Here is a 23,645-nt window from a genome sequence, read left to right on the forward strand (position 1 = left end):
GTCCGGTTTCTGAGTTTGGGTGCCGGGTGGGGGATTTATCTGCCATTTTGGGAATTTATCTGCCGGTTTGAGAATATATCTGCCTAAAATATGTTTTATCTGCTGTTTTTCCGTTTTATCTGCCAAAATGAAGATATATCTGCCATTCGACCAATATCGACCATTCTCGCACCTCGGAACTCCACGCCACCCCAACGTACTCCAACCCTCGTCACGCCTCCCCACCACCAAAAAAGACCAACACCTCTCAAAGTGTTGGTCTTTTCAATCTTTTCTTATTCAGCCAAAGCTTCTGCTTTCAACGCTTCTGCTTTGTTTGTGCGCTCCCAAGGAAGATCAAGGTCATTACGACCGAAGTGTCCGTAAGCAGCTGTCTGCTTGTAAATCGGACGACGAAGGTCTAACATTTTGATGATTCCTGCAGGACGCAGATCAAAGTTATTACGAACTACGTCAATTAAAACGTCTTCTGATACTTTGCCGGTTCCGAATGTATCTACAGAGATGGATACTGGTTGTGCAACCCCGATAGCATAGGCTAATTGAACTTCACATTTTTCAGCTAGTCCTGCCGCAACAATGTTCTTCGCTACATAACGTGCTGCATATGCTGCTGAACGGTCCACTTTTGTTGCATCCTTACCAGAGAATGCACCGCCACCGTGACGAGCGTATCCGCCGTATGTGTCAACGATGATTTTACGGCCAGTTAATCCGGCATCACCTTGTGGTCCACCGATAACGAAACGGCCAGTCGGGTTGATGAAGTATTTTGTTTCTTCATCGATTAGTTCTTTCGGTACAACAGGATCGATAACATACTCTTTCAGGTTACGCTGAATTTGCTCAAGCGTCACTTCCGGGTGATGTTGAGTAGAGATAACGATTGTGTCGATGCGAACCGGCTTATCGTTTTCATCGTATTCAACGGTAACTTGCGTTTTACCATCTGGACGAAGGTAAGGAAGGATTTCTTCTTTACGAACTTCTGTCAGGCGACGGGAGATTTTGTGAGAAAGAGAAATCGGAAGAGGCATTAGCTCTTTCGTTTCATTACAAGCGAATCCGAACATCAGCCCCTGGTCACCAGCACCGATTGCTTCGATTTCTTCGTCTGACATTTGACCTTCACGGGCTTCAAGTGCCTGGTCCACACCTTGAGCGATATCAGCAGACTGCTCATCGATGGAAGTCAGTACCGCACACGTTTCAGCATCAAATCCATATTTTGCACGAGTATAGCCGATTTCACGGATCGTTTCACGAACAATTTTCGGAATATCGACATACGTATTCGTAGTAATCTCACCAGCAACAAGCACAAGACCCGTTGTGACGGAAGTTTCACATGCCACACGTGCATTCGGATCATTTGTAAGAATTGCATCAAGAATTGAATCAGAAATTTGGTCACAAATTTTATCTGGATGTCCTTCAGTTACGGACTCAGATGTAAACAGACGACGTTTAGTTGACATCAAGGTTCCTCCTTAAGCATATTTGTCAGAAACAGTTCCGACAAAAAGTAAACAGATACGGTACTCATTTCCCTAAGTAGTATGAAGTAAACATGATTCTTTTATCAATAAATCATGATTTATGTGCATGTGGTCCACTATAAACAGAAAAAACCCTTCCTCAGGAAAAAGCTTCAGAGGAAAGGTTTCAGATCATAGCCGCGCCTTTTCTCTCTTATCGTTCAAGGTTTTAGAGACCTTGCCTCAGTTTAGCACCTTCGCTTAATCGGATCGACTCAAAGAAGAAGATCCTTACACTATTTAGCAGGTTGCTGGGTTTCATAGGGTCTGCTCCCTCCACCAGCTCAGGATAAGAGTATCCGTTCAAGGAACAATGATAACGTTTAGGACAAAGGGTGTCAACTTTTTTCGAATGACAGGTTTAACCAACTCCCCGCCTATCTTAATCGGTTTTGTAACCTAATTAGTCAATGAGGCTAAACAATCTTTTGTCCTTTTCATATATATAAGAAGAAACAAGCTGTATTTGGATAAAAAATGTGACAAAATGAAGACACATTATAAATTTAAATAAATAGTATAGACTAATAGCTTGATTGTGTTATACTATTTTTGTGAAGTAAGCGATAAATAAATTTATATAAAGGAAGGGTTCGAATGAATTCAGTGAGCATGTCTAATGAATTAACAGAATTACTTAACGGTCAAAACATTCAGGAACAATTATCTGTTTCTCAACTAGTCGAAAAGGTCCTTCAACGAAATGAAGGCGTTTTAACATCATCTGGAGCAGTCAGAGCAGAAACTGGTAAATACACAGGACGCTCGCCTAAAGATAAATTTATTGTTGAAGAACCATCAACGAAAGATAAGATCGAATGGGGCTCTGTGAATCAGCCGATTTCTTCGGAATCATTCGATAAATTATATACGAAAGTCATCGAATACTTAAAAGAAAAAGAAGAGGTTTTCTCCTTTAAAGGATTTGCAGGTGCCGATCCTAAACATAGACTTCCGATCCAAGTGATCAATGAATTCGCATGGCATAATCTTTTTGCTCACCAATTATTCATCCGCCCGGAAACAGAAGAGTTAAAAGGTCACCAGTCGGAATTCACTGTCATCTCAGCTCCGAACTTCAAGGCTGATCCTGAAGTCGACGGAACTCACTCTGAAACGTTCATTATCGTTTCCTTCGAGAAGAGAATCGTATTGATCGGTGGGACGGAATACGCCGGTGAAATGAAGAAATCCATCTTCTCTGTGATGAACTATGTACTTCCTGAATCCGATATCCTGTCTATGCACTGTTCTTCAAACGTCGGCCGTGAAGGCGATGTCGCATTATTCTTCGGACTATCTGGTACTGGTAAAACGACTTTATCAGCGGATCCAAACCGCCGTTTGATCGGTGATGATGAGCACGGCTGGTCCCCGAACGGAGTATTCAATATCGAAGGCGGCTGCTACGCAAAATGCATCGGTCTCACACGTGAGAAAGAACCACAGATCTTCGATGCCATCCGTTTCGGTTCAGTCCTTGAAAACGTTGTTCTTGATGACATGTCCCGCATCCCGGATTATGATGATAACACTTTAACAGAAAATACGCGTGCTGCATACCCTCTTCAAGCGATGGATAACATCGTGGAGCCAAGTATTGCAGGCCACCCAAATACGATCGTATTCTTAACGGCTGATGCATTCGGGGTATTACCTCCGATCAGTAAGCTGACAAAAGAACAGGCTATGTATCACTTCTTAAGCGGATATACGTCGAAGCTTGCTGGCACTGAGCGCGGCATCACTTCACCTCAAGCCACATTCTCTACTTGCTTTGGCTCACCGTTCCTGCCACTTCCTGCTACTCGCTATGCAGAGATGCTTGGCAAGAAGATCGATGAGCACAATGCACAGGTATTCCTTGTGAACACCGGCTGGACTGGTGGAGAATATGGCGTCGGGAACCGTATGAAGCTTTCTTACACTCGTGCCATGATTCAGGCAGCACTTGAAGGCGAATTGACGAATGTAGAAACTGCTACAGACGAAATCTTCGGCCTGAATATCCCGGTTCATGTTCCTGGTGTTCCGGACGAAGTTCTTCAACCTAAGAAGACTTGGTCAAATGAAGCGGCTTATGAAGTGAAAGCAAAAGAACTTGCTCACAAATTCAACGAGAACTTCAAGAAATTCTCAAACGTCCCTTCTGACATCGAACAACAAGGCGGCCCTGCCTTTAGATAATCACCAAATACAAAGGTCCGTCCCTCAACCAAGAGGGACGGACCTTTATTTCGTTATAATCCTTTTTTGCGGCCGGTGATTCTGTTAAATAAGAATACGACAACGGCGATGATCAGTAGAACATGAATGACGGCTCCACCGATCTTAAAGATCAATCCTAATAACCATAGTACTAATAAGATTCCGATGATGGTCCAAAGCATGTGTGCTCCTCCTTACAACTGTTATTGATCATAAGTTTCCCTAATATGCAAAATTTAAAACCACTTGCCGGATAGGAGAAAAAATCCGCTTACTTTCTAAAATTCACACTTTACTAAATATTGCTAATTTTGGTATGATAATGAATAAATTTCACAGGGGGAATCAAGATGATCAGACAGCTTTCAGATAAAGATCACGAACTATGCCAGCAGCTCATACAACAGCAGCCTGCCGAGAACTTATTCATCATTGGGGACATTGAAGCTTTTGGATACGAGCAGGATTTCCAGAAGATCTGGGGAGATTTTGACGAGGAAGGAAACCTAAGAGGGATCCTTCTTAAATACAGAGAAAACTTCATTCCGTATTCGATGGGCCATTTTGATGCTGAAGGATTTGCCGCTATCATCAACGAAACGGAAGATTACAACATCGTTTCGGGATTAAAGCGAATTGTCACTGAAGTCGAGCCCTTTTTATCAAGAGAAATCCAATCGAAACGACATATGTATTATGCAAAATGCGACAGCACCTCCTCCATGGAAGAACATGGCCTTCCAAACGTGAAAGAGGCTTCTGTCACTGATTTACCGAAGCTTGTGGAGTTGTTGAACTCTATCCCTGAATTCAGTGGCGGAAGTTTTACAGTGGAGAAAAGGAAGCACGGGATGGAAAAAGGAGTGGCACGCAGCTACTACGTAGAACAAGACGGCAAGTTTGTTTCTTCCGCTTCCACAACGGCAGAAAACAGCATGTCCGCCATGATTGTTGCTGTATGCACCCACCCCCTGTATAAGAAAAAGGGCTATGCAACAGATTGCATGACAAAGCTTTGCCGTGATGTCTTAAACGAAGGGAAGGAGCTCTGCCTTTTCTATGATAATCCGGAGGCGGGGAAAATTTATAAACGCATCGGATTTAAAGATATCGGATATTGGTCCATGTATAAATTCGGATAAATGGACCTTTACCTCATTATTTGATTCTATATGAAATCAATCAGCAACACACCAAATCACATGTGACCTGGTATGTTCTCACTTTGAATGAAAAATAGGCTGTTATTACGAGCGTAATAATCTAAATTTTGAAACTATTTTACTTTCAATTTGTAACTACTACCAGATGGCTGGAAATCTCATTGGATTACACTGAACTCGATCGTCATCTCACCACTATCGAGGGGGGATTGTATGGCTGAAGGAATGTTCTTACTCATTATTGTTTTAACCACTGTTGTCATCATCGGCAGAAGAAAAAATAAAGGTAAATCATATAAGTGTTTCATGCTGGCCTAAGGCAAATCAAAAAAACAGAACGCCAGGAACAATATCCAGGCGTTCTGCTTTTTTATGTTGAATGGCATTTAAGGACATTACATACAGCGCTAATGAATGCAACACACAGCTCTTATTCCACCGTCCCTTTAGAGAGCCAGCGTTTTCCTATACAGCCACTTTCTGATTCTGGATCAATTTAGCCTGTATCAAACGCTTTCTTACCGTGATTCCAATCCAGCTTGCAAGGAATGCTTTGATCAGACCCACTACGATAAATGGATAAACTCCAGCTGCCATTGCCTGATTCCAACCCAAATCAGCTACATATTTCAGTTGGATGGTACCAAGAATCAACGTAATGATCATCCCCACCGTATTGGCAATCATCGCCATAGGAATGGTGAACTTCGTTTTTTCAAGAATATAACCTGTAAAGAAAGCCGCTACGATAAAGCCGAAGATATAGCCGCCTGTTGGTCCGACCAGTACTTGTGCACCCCCGCTGAACCCGGCAAACACCGGGACGCCCACAGCTCCGAGTGCCGTATAGCATATTAAAGACAATGCACCATATCTGCTTCCAAGAATCGTTGCCGTGATACCGACAGCCAGTGTCTGTCCGCTGATGGGAACGAGTGGCAATGGTATTTCGATTTGTGCGAAGATCCCTGTCATCGCAGCAAAGATGGCACAGTGGATAAGCATCCGTAATTTTTCTCCATTCATGTTCTAATCCCCCTAATGTATGTAAACCTATATATAACAATAAGTTAACACATGTCATTACATTCGGGAAGAACATTTTGACGTATTAAGTACATCTATGGCCTTTATTACTGGGGGGCATAGATATTACATATCTTTTCATTTGCCATAAGCTCCACAGCAGATTTTAAAGATATTCTCCCCTTCTCTAACTCATCTTCTCCCTTATCACTGATCATATATAGGAATGTATGATGAGGATATCGCTCATTGTATACCTGTATGATTCTTCCGATGGCTACGTAGGACATATTTGGCTCCTTTCATGATGTTCCATTCTATGACGCATGTTCTTATTCATTCTTCACGAGAAGTTCTGACCGAACATGTTCCGCTGCTTCCACCATCACTTTAAGCGATGAAATGGTTTCTGCAATCCCCCGCGTTTTCAAGCCGCAATCAGGATTGATCCAAAATTGTGTTGGATCTAACACCTTTAAAGAACGCTTAATATGCGTGATGATTTCCTCACACTCGGGTATACGGGGACTGTGTATATCATAAACACCCAATCCTATCCCTTTGTCGTAGGTGCATTCTTCAAATATGTTGATTAATTCACCATGGCTCCTCGACGTCTCGATTGAGATGACATCGGCATCAAGATCGCTGATTGCTTCCATGATGTCTTCAAAGTCGGAATAACACATATGCGTATGAATTTGGGTTTCATTTTGTACAGAAGAAGTAGCTAACTTAAATGAATGGACAGCAGCCTGTAAATATTCATCCCAACGTTCCTTCTTCAAAGGTAATCCCTCTCTGAGTGCCGGTTCGTCCACCTGGATCATCCGTATCCCCTGTTCTTCAAGTGATTCAATTTCTTTGCGCAGAGATCGGGCAATTTGGTTTGCCACTGTGTAGCGTGATAGGTCTTCCCTTACGAACGACCAGTTCAGAATGGTGATCGGCCCCGTTAACATCCCTTTGACGGGCTTGTCGGTTAACGACTGGGCATAGACCGTTTCATCCACTGTCATCGGTTTTATAAAGTTCACATCTCTATATATGATGGGTGGCTTCACACAACGCGATCCATAGGACTGGACCCACCCGAAAGTGGTGAACTGGAAGCCATCCAATTTCCCACCGAAAAACTCTACCATATCTGTCCGTTCAAACTCACCATGGACCAACACATCCAATCCGACTTCCTCCTGAATATCGATCCACCGCTTGATTTCTCCGCGTATGAATTGCCGATAGACGTCATCCCCAATCTCACCCTTGCGCCACTTCATTCTTTGTCTTCTTACTTCACTGGTCTGAGGAAAGCTCCCAATCGTAGTAGTAGGAAGAAGGGGGAGTTTGGGTTGTACTTTTCTACGAATGGAATAAGGGGAGATCCTCCTGACATTCGATGAACCTTCTTCAAGTACATCTCTGGTGCTGCCAGCTGATTCATGAAGGGCAGCAATGGAATTCACACTTTCTTCTAACTCTTTCTCAACAGTCCCCACTCCTTCTCCTAGCGCTTTCGCAAGGAGAGCCACTTCCTTCAATTTTTCATCAGCAAATGACATTCCCTTTTTAAGAACTTTATCTAACGCATCTTCCTGCCTCACAGTTACCGGTACGTGGAGCAAGCTGGATGCCGGCTGAATGATTAACCGGTCCTTCGCTACATAATCGGCCAATGAAGATACAAATGAATGGGCGTCAACAAGATTCCTTCTCCAAATATTCCGGCCGTCCACCACCCCGGCAGCGAGAATTTTATCTTCAGGAAACCCGTTCTTCCGCAGTGCCTCCCAATTCTCTCCCCGGTCATGAATAAAATCCATTCCGATCCCGTCCACAGGTATGGACGTCACCTCTTTATAGTGGTCCAAGCGATCAAAATAGGTTTGAAGGATCACCTTCACATGGGGAGCTGCTTGCTTTAATGTTCCATAGATTTCTTTAAAGCGTTCTACCTTTTGTTTGGAGATCGAGGTGCATAGAATCGGCTCGTCCATCTGCACCCATTCTACTCCCTCATCCTGTAATTCCTTTAAGACTTGAGCGTATAGAGGGACCAATTTTTCCACAAGTGCGCTTTCATCTTTTTCATCATACCCTTTAGACAATTTCACAAATGTGAATGGTCCAATGATCACAGGCTTCCCCTTGATACCAAGCTTTTCTTTCGCTTCCCGGTAAAAAGCCAACGGTCGATTTTCCACCAGCTCAGGTGCAGATCCGGAAAATTCCGGGACGATATAATGATAGTTGGTGTTAAACCATTTCGTCATTTCTGATGCTGGGGAATCCTTCGTCCCCCTTGCAATATCAAAATACGTATCCAGAGATACTTTCCCACCTTGATAGTCAAACCTTTCGGGAACGACTCCGAACATCACCGCAGTATCCAGTACATGATCATACAACGAGAAGTCTCCAAGCGGGATCAAATCCACTCCCTGATCCCTCTGTTTCTTCACATGCTCGAGACGAATGTTCTCCATTTGTTTCTCGAACGATTCTGCGTCCACCTTATGGGACCAATATTGTTCCAATACCTTTTTCCATTCACGATTTTCCCCTATTCTTGGATACCCTAAGTTCGAACTCATAACCTTACTCAATCATCACACTTCCCATCTGTTTAAAATGATTATCCTGTCCCAACAAAAAAATCTCTCTTCCAAATGAAAGAGAGATTCATACGCATACTTAACTAGAGTCGAGACCAACCGGTTTTCTCAACACGCATTCCTCACCCCTCTCTATATCCACGTAGAGCATAAGTGCATACAACAGGCAGGTCTCCTGACTCAGGATCGTCGCTTCTTACCCCTTCCCATTTCATATGAAATAGTGGTAGTGTGATAAGTTGCTCCCCATTACAGTGGCGGGACCGCGCCGGATTTTCACCGGTCTTCCCTCTTAGCTGAGTAAAACTCAGCACCTATTGCATTTGTCTATTTAATTGTCCTTATACTAGAAAAGCCCTCTCAATCAAAGAAAGAGAGGGCTTCATATTTAGTGGAATCCCCTCTTATTTTCCAAAGCCTGAGGCTTTGCAGGAATTAGCACCTTTTCAACAAAAATCGAACGGTTGCCGGGTTTCACAGGGCCAGTCCCTCCACCTCTCTACATAAGAGTTATACGCTTATATTTTTACTATTCGGAAATTAACATTTATCGTAGCACGGGAACGATCGGCTGTCAAAAGAAATTCTCACCCTTGTATGCTTTCCTAATAGTACGTACTTTCTGCATAGTGACATTTGATGCAGTTCCTGGCGGCTGGCGTTTCATAGAAGACATGCCTGCACTTTGCCTGAATTCCCTTCACTTCTTTCTCAAGCTCCATGATCCTCTCATGCAGAATCAACATTTCTTTCTTCAGCATGAGGATATGAGAGCCTTGATTATCGGTAGAGGTTTGATCCATTTTCAACGAACTCCTTCGCCTTTTCTTTCAACCCTTTTTCCCTCTCAGTCTGCGACTCTAGAGCGCCGTCTTTCATTCCCCTGATATCATGGGAGATTTTCATAGAACAAAACTTCGGTCCGCACATGGAACAGAAATGGGCGGTTTTTGCCCCTTCGGCAGGGAGGGTTTCATCATGATACTCCCTTGCCCGTTCAGGGTCCAGGGAGAGATTGAATTGATCATTCCATCTAAATTCGAATCGTGCTTTGGAAAGGGCGTTGTCCCTTATTTGTGCCCCTGGATGCCCCTTCGCTAAATCAGCCGCATGAGCGGCAATTTTGTACGCAATTACACCTTCCCGAACATCGTCTTTATTCGGCAGCCCCAGATGTTCTTTCGGTGTCACATAACACAGCATCGCGGTACCGAACCAGCCGATCATCGCTGCTCCAATGGCAGAAGTAATATGATCGTACCCCGGTGCAATATCGGTCGTTAATGGTCCCAATGTATAGAAAGGGGCTTCATGACAGATCTCCATTTGCTTATCCACGTTTTCTTTGATCATGTGCATCGGCACATGACCTGGCCCTTCAATCATCACCTGTACATCATGCTCCCAAGCGATTTGTGTTAACTCTCCCAATGTTTCAAGCTCAGCAAATTGTGCTTCATCATTCGCATCCGCGATTGATCCCGGCCTTAATCCATCCCCTAGTGAAATCGAAATATCATAAGCCTTTGCGATTTCACAAATATCTTCAAAATGGGTATAAAGAAAGTTCTCCTTATGATGAGCCAGGCACCACTGTGCCATGATCGAACCTCCCCGTGACACAATCCCCGTCGTACGTTCAACGGTGAGGTGAATATACCTCAACAACACTCCCGCATGGATGGTAAAATAATCAACCCCCTGCTCTGCCTGTTCGATGAGCGTATCCCGGTACACTTCCCATGATAGATCCTCTGCTATCCCGTTTACCTTTTCCAGAGCTTGATAGATTGGTACAGTACCTACAGGAACAGGGGAGTTCCGAATGACCCACTCCCGTGTCGTATGAATATCTTTCCCTGTCGATAAGTCCATGATCGTATCTGCACCCCACCTGGTCGCCCATGTCATCTTCTCCACTTCTTCTTCAATCGAGGATGATACAGCGGAATTCCCGATATTGGCATTGATTTTCACATGAAAGTGCCGGCCAATGATCATCGGTTCACATTCAGGATGATTGATATTCGCTGGAATGATAGCTCTGCCGCTTGCCACCTCATCTCTTACAAAAGACGGATCCACATTTTCCCGGATCGAGATGAACTCCATTTCCGGTGTAATGATTCCGTTCTTTGCGTAGTGCATTTGAGTGACGGCACTGCCCGCTTTCCCCCGCAGAGGATTTCGATTGACATTGGGAAACCATTTCAGACTCGCACCAGGGTCTTCCTTTCTATAACCATTATCTTCCGGCACGATTTCTCGTCCTTTGTAGACATCCACGTCCTCGCGTTCCAAAATCCATTTTTTTCGAACCGAAGGCAATCCTTTCGTGATATCTACTTCATAACGTGAATCTGTATACGGTCCACTCGTATCGTAAACACGAACAGGAGCATTCTCTTCTTCCCCAAAGGCTGCCTTCGTCTTACTTAGTTCAATTTCTCTCATCGGAACATGTATGTCCGGCCTTGATCCTCTGACGTATACTTTTTTACTGTTTGAAAATTGAGTTCTTAAATCGATTGCCATCTACCTTCTCCTCCTTGTGATTGGATCCGGAAGGTTACCTCGTCAGGCAGTTCACTTAACCTTCAGTGAAAATGAAGACACAAAAAAGGGTCCTGAATAATCAGAACCCGACATGTCAAAAAGTAGTAAGCACGTTAAAAACACATAGCGCTTCTCCACTACTTCCCTCCGCTGGTATCATCCAGATCAGGTTCAAAGGGTCAAAGAACTTCTGCGTTCCTCTCTCAGTCCAAGCTATATATCGGACTCCCCCAGTAGAAATATGGATATTCAGTTGTTACATACTATTTTTACCATACTGAGTTTTCATTTCAAATAGGTTGAAAGAATCAATTCAGTACGTGATCACTTTTTTGAATTCAGCTACTTTTCCAGGGTCTATTCCCAGATCGTATCTACCATCATGACGCACACCTGATCCTACGTGGTATTCCCTTGCATGTAGCACCTTATGTATTTCACTGATGTTATCAACCGTTAAACCTGAACCAGGCATGATAGTAGGACCGCCAGCCTTCTCTACTTCCATCATTTTAGTAATGGTTCCGATCCCTTCACTCACAACGGGACTTCCTCCTGATGTAAGAATCCGTTCCACTGCCAACCCCGATCGATGCAATTCTTTACAAAGGGCTACCGGGTCCAAAGCCTCGTCGATTGCCCTGTGAAATGTAATCGATTGCCCCTTTGCTGCTTGAGCGATTTCCTTTAACGCATTCACATCCAGTTTTCCATCATGTGTGAGAGCACCAAATACGATGCCCTCACCGCCGATTTCCTTAATGGCACGAACATGGTCTGCCATGATTTTCACTTCATTCATGCTATATCGAAAGGATGAAGAATGCAGGCGGATCATGAGCTGAACAGGAATCGTTACAGCTTTCAATACCTTTTCTATTACCTTGTAATCAGGAGTCAATCCTCCCGTATGTATGGCCGAAACTAATTCAAGACGATCTGCCCCGGACGCTTCTGCTACCCTGGCATCCTCTTCATTCAAGACAATGACCTCGAGTTTACTCATGTTGATCTCTCCTATCATTCGTTGATTTCTATACTGTACCACATAGGGAAAACAATTCGGATTGAAAAAAACAAACATGTTCGCGTACAAGCATGAATATCTTTTGAATATGTGCAGAAAGGAAAAGGAGGAAAAAAATGAAGCGTCTGATTGTCTTGCTATTATGTGTATTTGTATTGAGTGCATGCGGGGCGAAAAAGCCTGCATCCTATGAATTATGCGGATACGGAGATATGATGGTCGTGAACAATAAGCAATATGTGAAAGTGTCCGTAGAGAAGAAGCTGACCCTTAATGAAAAGGTTGGGTCTATAAAGGAAAAAATCGAAACCAAATATCATCCTGTGAATGACTTTACAGCAAATACTTTAGCAGAAGGAACACCCATTTATAGTGTGAAAGATCACAAGAATTATCTTATCGCACAAACGAAGGATAACCGCTATCTATTATATGAGGAAATGAACTAAAACGAGTGGCTGCCTGCAGCCACTCGTTTTATTAATTGGTACTATTGAGGGAAATCAATCGGTAAAAGATGGTCGTTTTCCCATCCTTCCATTCCATCTTTTCAATCTTTCCGAAACCACTCGGCTCACTATGTTTCGTCTTTCTCACATCAATGGGAATATGCATCGGATACAGACGATATCCGCCCTTTTGAAGCTGAAACAGATTTTCTTCTTTTCTTACTTCTTTCCCTTTGGTGACAATCATCGTGTTTAGCTCTAAACCCATACCCATTTTGTATGACCTCAATCCTTTTAACTGTTTTCTTAAACATAGTTGTTTTTGAAGTAGCGAGTAGTGGTTGATTTCCACTCCAGGTGCTCGCTTTCCGCGGGGCTGGCGGTGAGCCTCCTCGGGCTTCGCCCTGCGGGGTCTCACCTGTCCAGCGTTTCCCGCAGGAGTCGAGCACCTTCCGCTCCAATCAACTGTCCAAGTATAAATGTTTCTGTATTACCGTGTAATTGTCAGGATTCGTACAACCAAATGTTTTCTTGGATGCAGTGATAAATTATATCTAAATATACTAACGCTCTTTATAATGACTGACCTTTACAAACCATTTAGCTCTGTCAACAATTGCTTTTTTAGAGGATGCAGACTCAATGACAGAACATTTGCAGGATTAAAGTCAGTGTAAGAATATCAACAATCCTTTCCATAAGAGCTTTGAGATAAGACCCAAACTTTTCATACTCATCATACACCACTGACTACTGATCCTTCATCCAGGAACAGAGCAGGGAAACGATCTGTTGATTTTTTCTTGGGGGAAAATAGTGTGTAAATTCTTTGAAGTAATGGGTTGAGACCGGTTTCCCGAGTTCCTTCAATCTTTGTTCTAATCTATATGCATGCTCCACTGAAACGTTCTGATCTTTTTCCCCATGAATGATCAGAATTGGTGCTTGCAGATGTTCGAGTGAGGATAAGGGGGTCCGCCATTCATATCGTTCGGGAACTTTGTTCGGACTTCCCCCGATCACCCTCTTCATCATTCTGCGCAGATCCTTCCGCTCCTCATAGGTCAAGAACATATCCGACACCCCTCCCCATGTGACGACGGACGTAACGTCGATCTCGATCCCTGCCATAAGGGCCATGACGCCGCCCCTGGAGAAACCGAATACATGGATGCGGCTCGGTGCTGTTCGTGTATGATGTTTTAAGAGCTCTATTCCGGAAAACGCATCTTCGCGGTCATCCCCGGCAAAATCCTCATTTCCTTCTCCCCCCAGATTCCCCCTGTAATAGGGCGCAAACACGATGAATCCGTGAGAAGCAAATTGAGCGATCCGGGCAGGCCTGACCATTCCGACCCCTTTTATACCTCCTCTTAAATAAAGAAATCCGTCATATTTCCCATCTAAGATTGGTTCTGCAAGTAGCCCCTTCACCCTTAGACCTGAAGATATATAAGTGACTTCATACAGCTCCACATGTGGATTCGGAGAAGGGAACAACGTTTTCTTCACGATCATTCCGTTCTTCATACTCTCTTCCTTTCAACGTGCATTGGGTATTCACACATTTTTTGTACTCTACATAGAATATTTTAGCAAATCTCAATAGGCTTATGACCTATATAGCTTTATGACCATCCTACCCAAATGACGAATAGATAAACAAGCGAGAAAGTGTTGCTCTCATCTTAACAATTGATAACCTGAAGGTTTTAAAGGAGGAAGATTGAATTGAAAAAATGGCTTCGCAGTGGTTTAGGAGTATTCCTCATTCTCATGTTGACCATCGGGCTTACCGCCTGTGGAGACAAAGAGGAGACTGTTCAAAAGGTGCGGATAGCGGAAGTGACCCGGTCGATTTTCTATGCACCTGAATATGTAGCAATAGAAAAAGGATTCTTTAAAGACGAAGGGCTGGATATCGAATTAACCACCACTTGGGGTGGGGATAAGACGATGACCACCTTACTGTCGGGTGGTGCCGATATCGCGTTGGTCGGTTCTGAAACCTCCATCTACGTCCATGCACAAGGGTCGGATGATCCTGTCATCAACTTTGCCCAATTGACCCAAACCGATGGAACGTTTCTCGTCTCAAGAGAAAAGGTGGAGGACTTTGACTGGAATCAGCTGAAAGGATCAACCTTCCTTGGGCAGCGAAAAGGCGGGATGCCGCAAATGGTCGGTGAATTCGTGTTAAAGAATCATGGGATTGATCCACATAACGATCTGAACCTGATCCAGAACATCGATTTTGCCAATATTGCCAATGCCTTTGCATCTGGTACAGGGGACTATGTCCAGTTATTCGAACCGACGGCTTCCATCTTTGAACAAGAAGGAAAAGGCCATATTGTCGCTTCCTTTGGAACAGAATCCGGTCATGTACCGTACACTACCTTCATGGCGAAGGACAGTTACATGAAAGAAAACAAAGAAGCAGTGGAGAAATTTACGAAAGCACTATATAAAGCGCAGCAGTGGGTGGAAGAGAACTCAGCGGCTGATATCGCCAAAGTGATCGAGCCTTATTTTGAAGATACCGAACTGGGCTTAATCGAAACCGTTGTCGATCGCTATAAATCACAAGGTTCTTATGCCACAGATCCGATTCTTGACGAAGAGGAATGGAACAATCTTCAAAGCATCATGGATGAAGCGGGAGAGCTTCCACAGAGTGTCGATCATAAAACGCTTGTGAACACATCCATCGCTGAAAAAGCAGCAAAGTAACATCTTCCCGGGGCTGACTACTCATGTCGGCCCTTCCTTTGTAAAAAAAGAAAATGGAGGCTGAAAACAGTGACCTTTCTATCCATCGATTCCATACACCACACCTATTTCTCACCCAAAACGGCCACCCATGCCCTCTCAGATATTTCATTACAGGTCGAAGAAGGTGAATTCATCTCATTCATCGGTCCATCAGGCTGCGGAAAAACAACCCTTCTTTCTATTGTCGCCGGACTTATTCTGCCGACAGAAGGTACCGTTACATTACACAATAAGCCCATCAAACAGATGAAAAAGAAACTCGGCTATATGTTACAGCAGGATTATCTGTTTCCTTGGAAGACCATTGAAGAAAATATATTGTTGGGACTATCCATCATGGGCAATCTGACAGAAGAAAAGCGAAACGAGGCTCATATGTTATTAAAGGAAATGGGGCTTGAGGGCGTGGGGTCATCCTACCCGAGGGAGCTATCAGGCGGAATGCGGCAAAGGGTCGCGCTGATCCGTACACTCATCACAGAACCTCAATTGCTTCTTCTGGATGAACCCTTCTCCGCGCTTGACTATCAAACGAAATTAAGATTAGAGGATCAGGTATTTTCCACCTTGAAGTCTTTCGGAAAAACAGCCATCCTTGTCACCCATGATATCGGGGAAGCCATTTCCATGAGCGACCGCATCCTATTGTTCGGTTCGAAACCGGGACATATTCACACCGTTTTTGAAGTGCCTGCCCCGTTAAAAGAAATGATGCCGTTTGAAGTGAGAAATCATGAAGCATATCCGGAATTTTTTCAGACCATATGGAAGGAGCTTGAAAAACTTGAATCAAGAATCGATTAATCAAAAGCATCAGAAATACATCCAATCACTGAAAAAAGAACAGCGCTGGGTTTGGTTTTATCAAGCTCTCATCTTCACCGTTTTCTTCTCACTATGGGAAATAGCCAGCCGGAACAGCTGGGTGGATCCCCTCATCTTCAGCTCACCTTCAAAAATATGGAAGTTATTCCTTGTGAAGATCGGAGATGGGAGCTTATTAACCAATCTATCTGTGACCCTTGGTGAAACCGTCATAGGATTCATCCTCGGCACCCTTCTTGGTACGATGCTCGCCGCTCTATTATGGTGGTCACCATTTCTCTCTAAAGTACTGGATCCGTACCTTGTCATCTTGAACGCCATGCCTAAAGTAGCTCTAGGTCCGATTTTGATCGTCGGACTGGGGCCGGGATTCACCTCCATCATTGCCATGGGGACCGTCATTTCTGTCATCATCACCACCATCGTCGTTTATACATCCTTCCGGGAAGTCGATCCCAATTACTTAAAGGTGATGCAGACCTTTGGGGCAAAACGGGGACAAATGTTTAAAGAGGTCATCCTTCCCGCGTCCTTCCCGACTATCATCTCCACCTTGAAAGTGAACGTCGGATTATCATGGGTCGGGGTCATCGTAGGCGAATTTCTTGTGTCAGCCAAGGGACTCGGTTATATGATCATTTACGGCTTTCAAGTGTTTAATTTCACCCTTGTCCTTCTTTCTCTCCTCGTAATTGCTGTATTCGCAACGATCATGTACAAACTCGTCGAACAGCTCGAGAAGAGATGGATTAAATCGTGATACCCAGATGAAAAAGCCTTTGCAACGCCATTTCCACCACCCGGTCTTTCATGATAAAGCTGAAGGATGAATCATCCTGAATTCCTGAGAAATCACCACCCCAGAGGACGGACCCTTTCGTTTCCAGGTAGTCCTCCTTCTTGATAAGTTCTTCCGCTTCAGCAAAGAAGATCGTTTTCACAAATGGTGGGTGATCATAGACCTTGTATTCTCCTATGAATACAGGCTCCTTGATCATCCCGCCCGTTTCTTCAAATGTTTCCCTTATGGCCGTTTCCTCCAAGGTTTCGCCTGGCTCACGCTTCCCCCCTGGAAACTCGAGCCCCCTCTTTTTATGACGGGTTAACAACCACTTTCCCTCATATCGGCAGATAACCAGGACATGATAGGACTCTTGCTCAAATCTCCCCTTTTCAAATGATAGTTCCACTTTTTTCCCATTCTCATCTACAAATTGTTCCACCCTGCTTCACCTCACCCGTACACTCTTCCTTCCATCTAACCATAAATAAAAAGCGTTGGTCCACAGAAATCACTTCTGAACCAACACTTTTCGTCATTACTCCTGATTTTCGTGTGGATGATCGTCAAGTATGCCAATACTCTCAATGAACTTCTTCACCTCATCATCCCCGAGTCGGTGCAGCATTCCATACACTTGCTGCAAGTTTTCATCATAGGCATCATTTTCCCGGTCAAAATGATATTGAACATAAGGAACGTGAGACCTGTAAAAATTCTGCCAATCGACGGAATGATTAGAATCGAACACTTCCCGAAGCTGGGTGATCTCTTCATCCGTTGCTGATATTTTAAAATTCCATTCGGAATCAGTCGAGCTTCTAGAAATTTCACCTGTGGCCACTTCTATATAATAATCGTGTCGTTCTTCGCTCATCTTCCCACTCCTTCACTGTACTTATCCTTCATTTTCCTCAATTGACGGAATTCTATTCACTTCGATTTCTTCTTCAACACTTCTACCGCTTTCTTTAAAAACTCCGGAACCGGAACTCCCGCCCGACCGACATTTTCAATGATTGAAATCATTTCATTACACAAATAAAAAATAATGGTCGCATTACGAATAAAGTGTTGATTTGTTAGTATAGTATCAATAAGGTGGGCAACCGTGACAAGGGAGAAAATCAGCACTTTCCTGCCAATCCCTTTCACCCCTGATTTGCTCGACAGCTTCCCTTCTATCCCGCTTGCAATCATCCCTGTAAAATAATCCAGGGTCACGGTGATTAACAGAAACGTGATGAGCATGTCCCAATCTCCAAATAAGTTAAGTATGAGGGCACCGAGACCAGACCCAACGAACAGCATGCTTTTCTCCAATTAAAGCATCTCCTTTTCTAGTGGTTGGCTTTTAGAAGACAAACCTTGGCATCATCACTGAAATGGTATGACAGTCAAATTCGGCCAAACACCTTTCCAAGATTAAAAAGTACGGAAAAGGGTAAAGACGAATAAGGGTTGTCCTAGCATAATATGTAGAGAAATTAATAAACGTTCATGTTAAAATGGTAAAAAGGGAGGTGAAGCGCATGAAGTTGATCGAAGAGATTTATGAAATGTACCGTGGAAGAATCAAAGGTACCGACGAAGACTTAGACCTCATTGCCCTTACAATCCTAGAAGATACCTCTAGGAATGAACTATTAGAACTCATACAGGAAATGGAAACAGAAGAATTACAATACTTCTTCCGCCTATACATATTCGAAACACTTAAAGAAAAATGGTCCAACAGCGAAGAACGAGTGAGGCTTGAAAAGAAGAGCTTGCACTAAGAAAAGCGTAGGCGGGTTGATCAGAGGCGACAAGCATAAGACGAGAATGCCGGAAAGGCGCTCTTTGCCTTTTTGGCATTCTTGGCTTATGACCTCGAGCCTCTACCCGCCGGAGCTGGACACTAAGAAAAGCGGAGGGGGCTCGACCTGGGGTGACAAGCATAAGGCGAGCCGTCCAAAAAGGCGCTCTTTGCCTTATTGGACGGCTTGACTTATGACCTCGAGCCCCAAGCCCCCGGAGCTGGACAAAAGAAAAGCGGAGGCGGGTTGGTCAGGCCCGACAAGCACAACTGGGAAATCCCTGAAGGCGCTCTTTGCCTTTGGGGATTTTTCAGTTGTGACCTCGAGGGACTACCCGCCGGAGCTGGACTAAGAAAAGCGGAGGCGGGTTGGTCAGGCCCGACAAGCACAACTGGGAAATCCCTGAAGGCGTTTTTTGCCTTTGGGGATTTTTCAATTGTGACCTCGAGGGACTACCCGCCGGATCCGGACAATCAAAAAGCACAGGCGGGTTGGTCAGAGGCGACAAAATAAAAAAGCGTTGTCCCGAAAACTTCGGAACAACGCTTCTTTTTATCCTTTTACATCCACTACATGTCCTTTGCTCGGATGCGGTGCGGGCTGACTTACCTGCATATCCTTCATCATCACCGTGACTTGTGCCGCTTGAGTCGCCATCTGACTTTTCAACAGGTTCATACTGAGCGTCCTCTGAAGCTCCGCAACCTGTTTTCCCATTATGGAAGAAACATCCATGGTAACATCCCCCTCGCTTTGACTGTCTGGAATGGTCAATACTAATACTTACTAAAGGATACCAAACATTCGATGGAAATGATAGGAAACGTCATAAAAATGTTGTTTTTCCACCATGAATAACCAATCTTCTTATGATAAAATAGTGAAAAAAAGGGGGTTGTATGATGTCGGTGACTCTTGTATTGATCATTGCGGTTGTCATATGCATCCTTGTCATTTTTGTAAGTGCGCTTACAACATCCAAAGCCTATACAACGGTTAAGCATACAGTCGATCCACTTGAAAATAATCCTCATCTCGAAAAGATGAAACAAGATGAGGAAAAAGAAAATAAAGAGTAACAAAAAGAATCCACCGTTTCCTATAAAACGGTGGATTTCTTTATTATGCGAAAACTTGTTTCAAATCTTCTTTGCTTTGGCTCAGCCAGAAACGCATCAGTTTCTTGGCTCCGTCTAAATCATGAAGCTTCGCCTGGCCGCATTGTTTTTCATTGGCTGCAGGAATTTCTTCGATTTCTACCGCTTCTTTCATTGTTGCATTCAACAGGTCAATGATTTCTTCCACTTTCGGCTCACCGCTGACGACTAAATAATAGCCCGTTTGGCAGCCCATCGGTGAAATGTCAATAATATCGAAATGAGCATAAGGCTCAGCATATTTACGGATGGTGAAGGCTAATAAATGCTCTAAAGTGTGAATAGTATCAGGTTTCATCGATTGTTTGTTCGGTTGACAGAAACGGATATCAAACTTGTTCACAAGTCCGTCGCTTCCTACCTTATGAACACCGCAATGTCTGACGTAAGGTGCTTTTACTGCATTATGATCTAATTCAAAGCTTTCTACTGAAGGCATTAAAAATCACTCCCATTTAGTTTCTACTCATAGTATAACGTAAATTCATAGTTATTTCATCAACTTAATCTGAATTAGGCGAAATACCTGTATTTCCACTCATATCCACCGTCTCAATAAGCCAATACCTTTTAATCCCTATCAGGCTTCTGGTATAGTAAAAGAAAATCGACGAGGAGACGGATTATGAAAAGGTTACTGTTGTTATTATTCAAGTTCTATCAACGCGTCATCTCTCCTCTAAAACCCCCTACTTGCCGTTTTTATCCCACTTGTTCCCATTACGGTGTCGAAGCAGTCAGCCGTTTTGGTGCTCTCAAGGGCGGATGGTTGACCATCAGACGTATTGTGAAATGTCATCCTTTTCATCCTGGAGGAATCGACCACGTGCCTGAAGAATGGCCACATCAAAAGATGAGTGATTCAGACTAGCTCCAGCTCGGGAGGTAGTCTTTTTTATGAAATCCACCCTTTTATCTTGCTTATTCCCCATATCGGTAGTAAAATAACCTTTGTGCTAAATCGTAATCATTACAGTTATGAGATAAAACCGTTAATAAAGGAGGATTCCTCTTGAACTATATTCGCTTGAGTTTACTATTATTATTGATTTTCGTTTTGTCTGGCTGCGGAGCCGACTCCGGACAGGATACGGGCAAAAAGAAAGATGTATTAGAGGTATACACTACGGTCTATCCGTTGGAGGACTTCACAAAAAAAATCGGAGGGAAGTATGTGGAAGTGGAAAGCATCTATCCTCCCGGTGCTGATGAACATACATTTGAACCGTCTCAAAAAGATATGATGAAGATGGCTGATGGCGATGTCTTTCTCTATGTCGGAATGGGCCTTGAAGGATTCGTCGAAAATTCAAAGTCTTTATTAGAAAATGAAGATGTCTCCGTGGTAGCAGCCAGTAAAGGAATCGAAGTGACCCATGAAGAAGATGGTGCAGAAGAAGACGAGCATGAAGATGGCCACAACCATGATGTGGATCCCCACATTTGGTTAGATCCCTTGTATTCAAAGGAAATGGCAAAGAACATCGCCGACACCCTTTCCAAAGAAATGCCTGAGCATAAAGATGAATTCCAGGCGAACCTTGAAGCGTTATCCAGTGATCTAGATGAGTTAAACGCTGAATTCCAAAGCATGGCGGACAATTCGCCAAAGAAAACTTTCTACGTTTCCCATGCTGCCTACAGCTATTGGGAAGAACGCTACGGACTCCATCAGGAAGCCATCGCCGGGTTGAACACCGCTGACGAACCTTCCCAACAGGAGCTGAAGAAAATCATTGAAAAAGGGAAGAAAGACAACGTCCGATACATCCTGTTTGAGCAGAACGTTTCTTCCCGTCTGACAGAAGTCGTCCAAAATGAACTGGGAGCGAAATCACTCACGCTTCATAACTTATCCGTCCTTACTGCAGAGGATCGTAAAGAGAATGAGGATTATTTTTCATTAATGAAGAGAAATATTGATACGTTGAAGAAGGCATTACAATAAGAAAGCAGCCCTGGTGGCTGCTTTTTTTGTTAAATGAGAGGGCCATTCCTCATTTATTTTCAAAATCGGCTAATATATTTTCAAAAATCAGGATTTATTTTCAAATCTGGACACTTTATTTTCAAAAATGACCATTTTATTTTCAAAACCTTAATTTGGGTCGTCATGATGAATCGTTTATGCATGGGCACAACCGAGTTATTATCGACTTTGCCTCATTTATTATCGACTTCTCCCTTTATATTATCGACTTTCACACACTGATTATCGACTTCCCCCTTTATATTATCGACTTCCTCATCAATCCCCTCAAACTTCTCTTTCTCCTAAAAAACATGAATATTATTTTCCATTAAGTGGACAATAAGGAAATGTTAAAGACTAGTAAGGGAGATTTGAGAATGGATGATTTAGTAATTGCTCGTTCCATGTTTGGTACCACAATGGGTTTTCATATCATATTTGCCACACTTGGAGTGGGTATACCGTTAATGATCCTTGTGGCAGAAATCATGTTCCAACGGACCAATGACCTTGATTATTCCGTGATGGCGAAGCGATGGACCAAGGCGTTCGCGGTACTGTTAGGGGTGGGTATCCCGACAGGAACGATTGCAGGGGTTCAATTGTCTCTCCTTTGGCCTGGATTCATGGAAGTCATCGGGCGCGTCATGGCCCTGCCGTTTCAAATTGAGATCTATGCATTTTTTGTAGAAGCTCTATTTATGTCCATTTATGTGTATGCGGCCAACCGGATTGCTCCTTGGATGCGGATTGTAAGTCTGGTGCTCGTTGCCATCGGAGGACTTGCTTCAGCCGTATTGATCACTAATGTACATGCTTTTGAAGGGACACCAGCAGGGTTTGAAATTATAAACGGAAAAATCACCAACGTGGATCCGTGGAAGGCATTCTTTAATCCAAGCTTTTTTGTGACAGCCGGACACGTGGCCTTATCCGCTTATGTAGTGGGATCCTTTACGATTGCGACCGTTTCTGCATTTAAGATGCTTCGGTCTTCTTTTGGTTCAAGGGTTTATTCTTTCCACAGTAAATCACTCATGATCTGCCTATTGGTTGGCGGTGTTTTCTCATTCCTGACGGCCATCAATGGGCATGAATCGGCACAAAAGCTACACGAATATCAGCCGGAGAAACTGGCTGCTGCAGAAGGATTATTCGAAACCCAGACTCATGCGCCACTTGCCATCGGAGGATTTACCGATCCTATTACCCAGGAAGTGAAATGGGGGATCGAGGTGCCTTGGGCCCTTAGTTTCCTTGCGGGCAACAGCTTCGATACGGAGGTTATCGGACTGAACGACTTCCCTGAAGAATATTGGCCGCCCCTTTTCGTCCATACGTTATTTAACGCAATGGTTGGAATAGGATCCCTCCTCATCCTACTTTCACTCGTCGCCTATGTATGGAACAAGTTACTGAAAAAAGAACGTTTCCCGAAATGGTTGATGTGGGCATTCGTTGCCGGGGGGCCACTGTCAATCCTCGCCATCGAATTTGGATGGATCTTCGCCTGTACCGGCCGCCAGCCATGGACGATTTACCGCATCCTCAGCACCGAGGACTCGGTCACAACGTCTGGGAATTTAGGAACTCTCTTTATACTATTCGTGTCCGTTTATGCGATTTTAGCCGTATCGGTTTTACTGGTGCTTCTTTATTACTTCAGAAGAAACCCACCGGAAAAAGATATTCACAAAGCTGAATCAAAACAAAAGGATATTCCCCTGTCAACTTAATCAGCAGGAATTGGAGGT

The 23,645-nt window shown here is 43.8% G+C and carries 27 protein-coding genes and 4 riboswitches; of the genes, 12 read left to right on the forward strand and 15 right to left on the reverse strand.

Translation table 11 applies throughout. The features are described 5' to 3' along the window. Positions 1-275 precede the first annotated feature (275 nt). A complete protein-coding gene (metK, locus tag ACIGG7_RS09700; RefSeq protein WP_224939510.1) occupies positions 276-1,478 on the reverse strand; it encodes a methionine adenosyltransferase in 1,203 nt (400 codons plus the stop codon). Positions 1,479-1,689: 211 nt separating this feature from the next. Next, positions 1,690-1,834, reverse strand: a riboswitch (SAM riboswitch). Positions 1,835-2,135: 301 nt separating this feature from the next. Between metK and pckA the strand changes: the two genes are divergently transcribed. After that, on the forward strand, positions 2,136-3,725 hold the full coding sequence (gene pckA / locus ACIGG7_RS09705) for a phosphoenolpyruvate carboxykinase (ATP) (protein WP_397549625.1): 1,590 nt from the start codon (positions 2,136-2,138) through the stop codon (positions 3,723-3,725). Positions 3,726-3,778: 53 nt separating this feature from the next. On the opposite strand, the gene ACIGG7_RS09710 is transcribed toward pckA, so the two are convergent. Further along, positions 3,779-3,928, reverse strand: a complete 150-nt coding sequence (locus ACIGG7_RS09710) for a lmo0937 family membrane protein (protein ID WP_106298475.1) — start codon at positions 3,926-3,928, stop codon at positions 3,779-3,781. Between the two features lie 168 nt (positions 3,929-4,096). Here ACIGG7_RS09710 and ACIGG7_RS09715 point away from each other — a divergent pair, with 168 nt between their 5' ends. Beyond that, the gene (locus tag ACIGG7_RS09715; protein WP_397549626.1) at positions 4,097-4,888 is read left to right on the forward strand and encodes a GNAT family N-acetyltransferase; all 792 of its coding nucleotides are present in this window, start codon (positions 4,097-4,099) and stop codon (positions 4,886-4,888) included. A 486-nt stretch (positions 4,889-5,374) separates the two neighbouring features. Here ACIGG7_RS09715 and ACIGG7_RS09720 read toward each other — a convergent pair whose 3' ends face one another. The 6 genes from ACIGG7_RS09720 to ACIGG7_RS09745 form a co-directional block, all read right to left on the reverse strand. Next, positions 5,375-5,935 carry a biotin transporter BioY gene (locus ACIGG7_RS09720; RefSeq protein WP_397549627.1) on the reverse strand — a complete coding sequence of 187 codons (561 nt, stop codon included), beginning with the start codon at positions 5,933-5,935 and terminating at the stop codon, positions 5,375-5,377. Positions 5,936-6,042: 107 nt separating this feature from the next. Further along, the gene (locus tag ACIGG7_RS09725; protein ID WP_397549628.1) at positions 6,043-6,225 is read right to left on the reverse strand and encodes a hypothetical protein; all 183 of its coding nucleotides are present in this window, start codon (positions 6,223-6,225) and stop codon (positions 6,043-6,045) included. A 42-nt stretch (positions 6,226-6,267) separates the two neighbouring features. Continuing rightward, positions 6,268-8,541, reverse strand: coding sequence for a 5-methyltetrahydropteroyltriglutamate--homocysteine S-methyltransferase (metE, locus tag ACIGG7_RS09730; RefSeq protein ID WP_397549629.1), 2,274 nt, complete (start codon positions 8,539-8,541; stop codon positions 6,268-6,270). A 157-nt stretch (positions 8,542-8,698) separates the two neighbouring features. Further along, positions 8,699-8,883, reverse strand: a riboswitch (cobalamin riboswitch). A 68-nt stretch (positions 8,884-8,951) separates the two neighbouring features. Continuing rightward, positions 8,952-9,060: riboswitch (SAM riboswitch) on the reverse strand. Between the two features lie 95 nt (positions 9,061-9,155). Continuing rightward, positions 9,156-9,353 carry a hypothetical protein gene (locus ACIGG7_RS09735; RefSeq protein WP_224939505.1) on the reverse strand — a complete coding sequence of 66 codons (198 nt, stop codon included), beginning with the start codon at positions 9,351-9,353 and terminating at the stop codon, positions 9,156-9,158. Further along, complete coding sequence (gene thiC, locus ACIGG7_RS09740) at positions 9,331-11,085, reverse strand: phosphomethylpyrimidine synthase ThiC (RefSeq protein ID WP_397549630.1); 1,755 nt, start codon at positions 11,083-11,085, stop codon at positions 9,331-9,333. The genes ACIGG7_RS09735 and thiC overlap by 23 nt, the downstream gene beginning before the upstream one ends. Positions 11,086-11,231: 146 nt before the next feature. Next, positions 11,232-11,348, reverse strand: a riboswitch (TPP riboswitch). Between the two features lie 71 nt (positions 11,349-11,419). Then, positions 11,420-12,112 (reverse strand): copper homeostasis protein CutC, encoded by a 693-nt coding sequence (locus ACIGG7_RS09745; protein ID WP_397549631.1) that lies wholly within the window; start codon positions 12,110-12,112, stop codon positions 11,420-11,422. 137 nt (positions 12,113-12,249) lie between these two features. On the opposite strand from ACIGG7_RS09745, the gene ACIGG7_RS09750 reads away from it, so the two are divergent. Continuing rightward, complete coding sequence (locus ACIGG7_RS09750; RefSeq protein WP_224939502.1) at positions 12,250-12,582, forward strand: putative periplasmic lipoprotein; 333 nt, start codon at positions 12,250-12,252, stop codon at positions 12,580-12,582. A gap of 31 nt (positions 12,583-12,613) precedes the next feature. On the opposite strand, the gene ACIGG7_RS09755 is transcribed toward ACIGG7_RS09750, so the two are convergent. Next, complete coding sequence (locus ACIGG7_RS09755) at positions 12,614-12,856, reverse strand: DUF2584 domain-containing protein (protein ID WP_397549632.1); 243 nt, start codon at positions 12,854-12,856, stop codon at positions 12,614-12,616. 476 nt (positions 12,857-13,332) lie between these two features. Next, complete coding sequence (locus ACIGG7_RS09760; RefSeq protein ID WP_224939564.1) at positions 13,333-14,100, reverse strand: alpha/beta hydrolase family protein; 768 nt, start codon at positions 14,098-14,100, stop codon at positions 13,333-13,335. A 258-nt stretch (positions 14,101-14,358) separates the two neighbouring features. Between ACIGG7_RS09760 and ACIGG7_RS09765 the strand changes: the two genes are divergently transcribed. The 3 genes from ACIGG7_RS09765 (at position 14,359) to ACIGG7_RS09775 (ending at position 16,942) form a co-directional block, all read left to right on the forward strand. After that, complete coding sequence (locus ACIGG7_RS09765; RefSeq protein ID WP_224939563.1) at positions 14,359-15,315, forward strand: ABC transporter substrate-binding protein; 957 nt, start codon at positions 14,359-14,361, stop codon at positions 15,313-15,315. A 69-nt stretch (positions 15,316-15,384) separates the two neighbouring features. Further along, the gene (locus ACIGG7_RS09770; protein WP_397549633.1) at positions 15,385-16,161 is read left to right on the forward strand and encodes an ABC transporter ATP-binding protein; all 777 of its coding nucleotides are present in this window, start codon (positions 15,385-15,387) and stop codon (positions 16,159-16,161) included. Next, positions 16,133-16,942: an ABC transporter permease gene (locus ACIGG7_RS09775; protein WP_397549634.1), complete on the forward strand. Its 810-nt coding sequence runs from the start codon at positions 16,133-16,135 to the stop codon at positions 16,940-16,942. The genes ACIGG7_RS09770 and ACIGG7_RS09775 overlap by 29 nt, the downstream gene beginning before the upstream one ends. Here the strand turns inward: ACIGG7_RS09775 and ytkD are convergent. The 3 genes from ytkD to ACIGG7_RS09790 all read right to left on the reverse strand — a co-directional run bounded on the left by ytkD (position 16,932) and on the right by ACIGG7_RS09790 (position 18,286). After that, positions 16,932-17,405, reverse strand: a complete 474-nt coding sequence (ytkD, locus tag ACIGG7_RS09780; protein WP_397549635.1) for an RNA deprotection pyrophosphohydrolase — start codon at positions 17,403-17,405, stop codon at positions 16,932-16,934. The two genes, ACIGG7_RS09775 and ytkD, sit on opposite strands and share 11 nt — an antisense overlap. Before the next feature lie 96 nt (positions 17,406-17,501). After that, positions 17,502-17,840, reverse strand: coding sequence for a hydrolase (locus ACIGG7_RS09785; protein WP_224939497.1), 339 nt, complete (start codon positions 17,838-17,840; stop codon positions 17,502-17,504). 56 nt (positions 17,841-17,896) lie between these two features. Beyond that, the gene (locus ACIGG7_RS09790) at positions 17,897-18,286 is read right to left on the reverse strand and encodes a phage holin family protein (RefSeq protein WP_318246390.1); all 390 of its coding nucleotides are present in this window, start codon (positions 18,284-18,286) and stop codon (positions 17,897-17,899) included. 209 nt (positions 18,287-18,495) lie between these two features. Here ACIGG7_RS09790 and ACIGG7_RS09795 point away from each other — a divergent pair, with 209 nt between their 5' ends. Together ACIGG7_RS09795 and ACIGG7_RS09800 are read left to right on the forward strand one after the other, a co-directional pair. Beyond that, on the forward strand, positions 18,496-18,741 hold the full coding sequence (locus tag ACIGG7_RS09795) for a DUF6154 family protein (protein ID WP_044340349.1): 246 nt from the start codon (positions 18,496-18,498) through the stop codon (positions 18,739-18,741). 267 nt (positions 18,742-19,008) lie between these two features. Beyond that, positions 19,009-19,275, forward strand: coding sequence for a hypothetical protein (locus ACIGG7_RS09800; RefSeq protein WP_397549636.1), 267 nt, complete (start codon positions 19,009-19,011; stop codon positions 19,273-19,275). A 39-nt stretch (positions 19,276-19,314) separates the two neighbouring features. Here ACIGG7_RS09800 and ACIGG7_RS09805 read toward each other — a convergent pair whose 3' ends face one another. Continuing rightward, entirely contained in the window at positions 19,315-19,497 is a 183-nt protein-coding gene (locus ACIGG7_RS09805; protein WP_224939495.1) for a hypothetical protein, read from the reverse strand. 164 nt (positions 19,498-19,661) lie between these two features. Here ACIGG7_RS09805 and ytzI point away from each other — a divergent pair, with 164 nt between their 5' ends. Further along, complete coding sequence (gene ytzI, locus ACIGG7_RS09810; RefSeq protein WP_397549637.1) at positions 19,662-19,841, forward strand: YtzI protein; 180 nt, start codon at positions 19,662-19,664, stop codon at positions 19,839-19,841. A 43-nt stretch (positions 19,842-19,884) separates the two neighbouring features. Here ytzI and ACIGG7_RS09815 read toward each other — a convergent pair whose 3' ends face one another. Next, positions 19,885-20,358 carry an S-ribosylhomocysteine lyase gene (locus ACIGG7_RS09815; protein ID WP_397549638.1) on the reverse strand — a complete coding sequence of 158 codons (474 nt, stop codon included), beginning with the start codon at positions 20,356-20,358 and terminating at the stop codon, positions 19,885-19,887. 186 nt (positions 20,359-20,544) lie between these two features. Here ACIGG7_RS09815 and yidD point away from each other — a divergent pair, with 186 nt between their 5' ends. The 3 genes from yidD (at position 20,545) to ACIGG7_RS09830 (ending at position 23,627) form a co-directional block, all read left to right on the forward strand. Then, positions 20,545-20,790 (forward strand): membrane protein insertion efficiency factor YidD, encoded by a 246-nt coding sequence (gene yidD, locus ACIGG7_RS09820; protein ID WP_397549639.1) that lies wholly within the window; start codon positions 20,545-20,547, stop codon positions 20,788-20,790. A 141-nt stretch (positions 20,791-20,931) separates the two neighbouring features. Further along, the gene (locus tag ACIGG7_RS09825; protein ID WP_397549640.1) at positions 20,932-21,867 is read left to right on the forward strand and encodes a metal ABC transporter substrate-binding protein; all 936 of its coding nucleotides are present in this window, start codon (positions 20,932-20,934) and stop codon (positions 21,865-21,867) included. 401 nt (positions 21,868-22,268) lie between these two features. Then, positions 22,269-23,627: a cytochrome ubiquinol oxidase subunit I gene (locus ACIGG7_RS09830; RefSeq protein ID WP_224939490.1), complete on the forward strand. Its 1,359-nt coding sequence runs from the start codon at positions 22,269-22,271 to the stop codon at positions 23,625-23,627. Positions 23,628-23,645 lie beyond the last annotated feature (18 nt).

Origin of the sequence: Rossellomorea sp. NPDC077527 (genome assembly GCF_044542955.1) — a bacterium.
Classification (GTDB): domain Bacteria; phylum Bacillota; class Bacilli; order Bacillales; family Bacillaceae_B; genus Rossellomorea; species Rossellomorea aquimaris_E.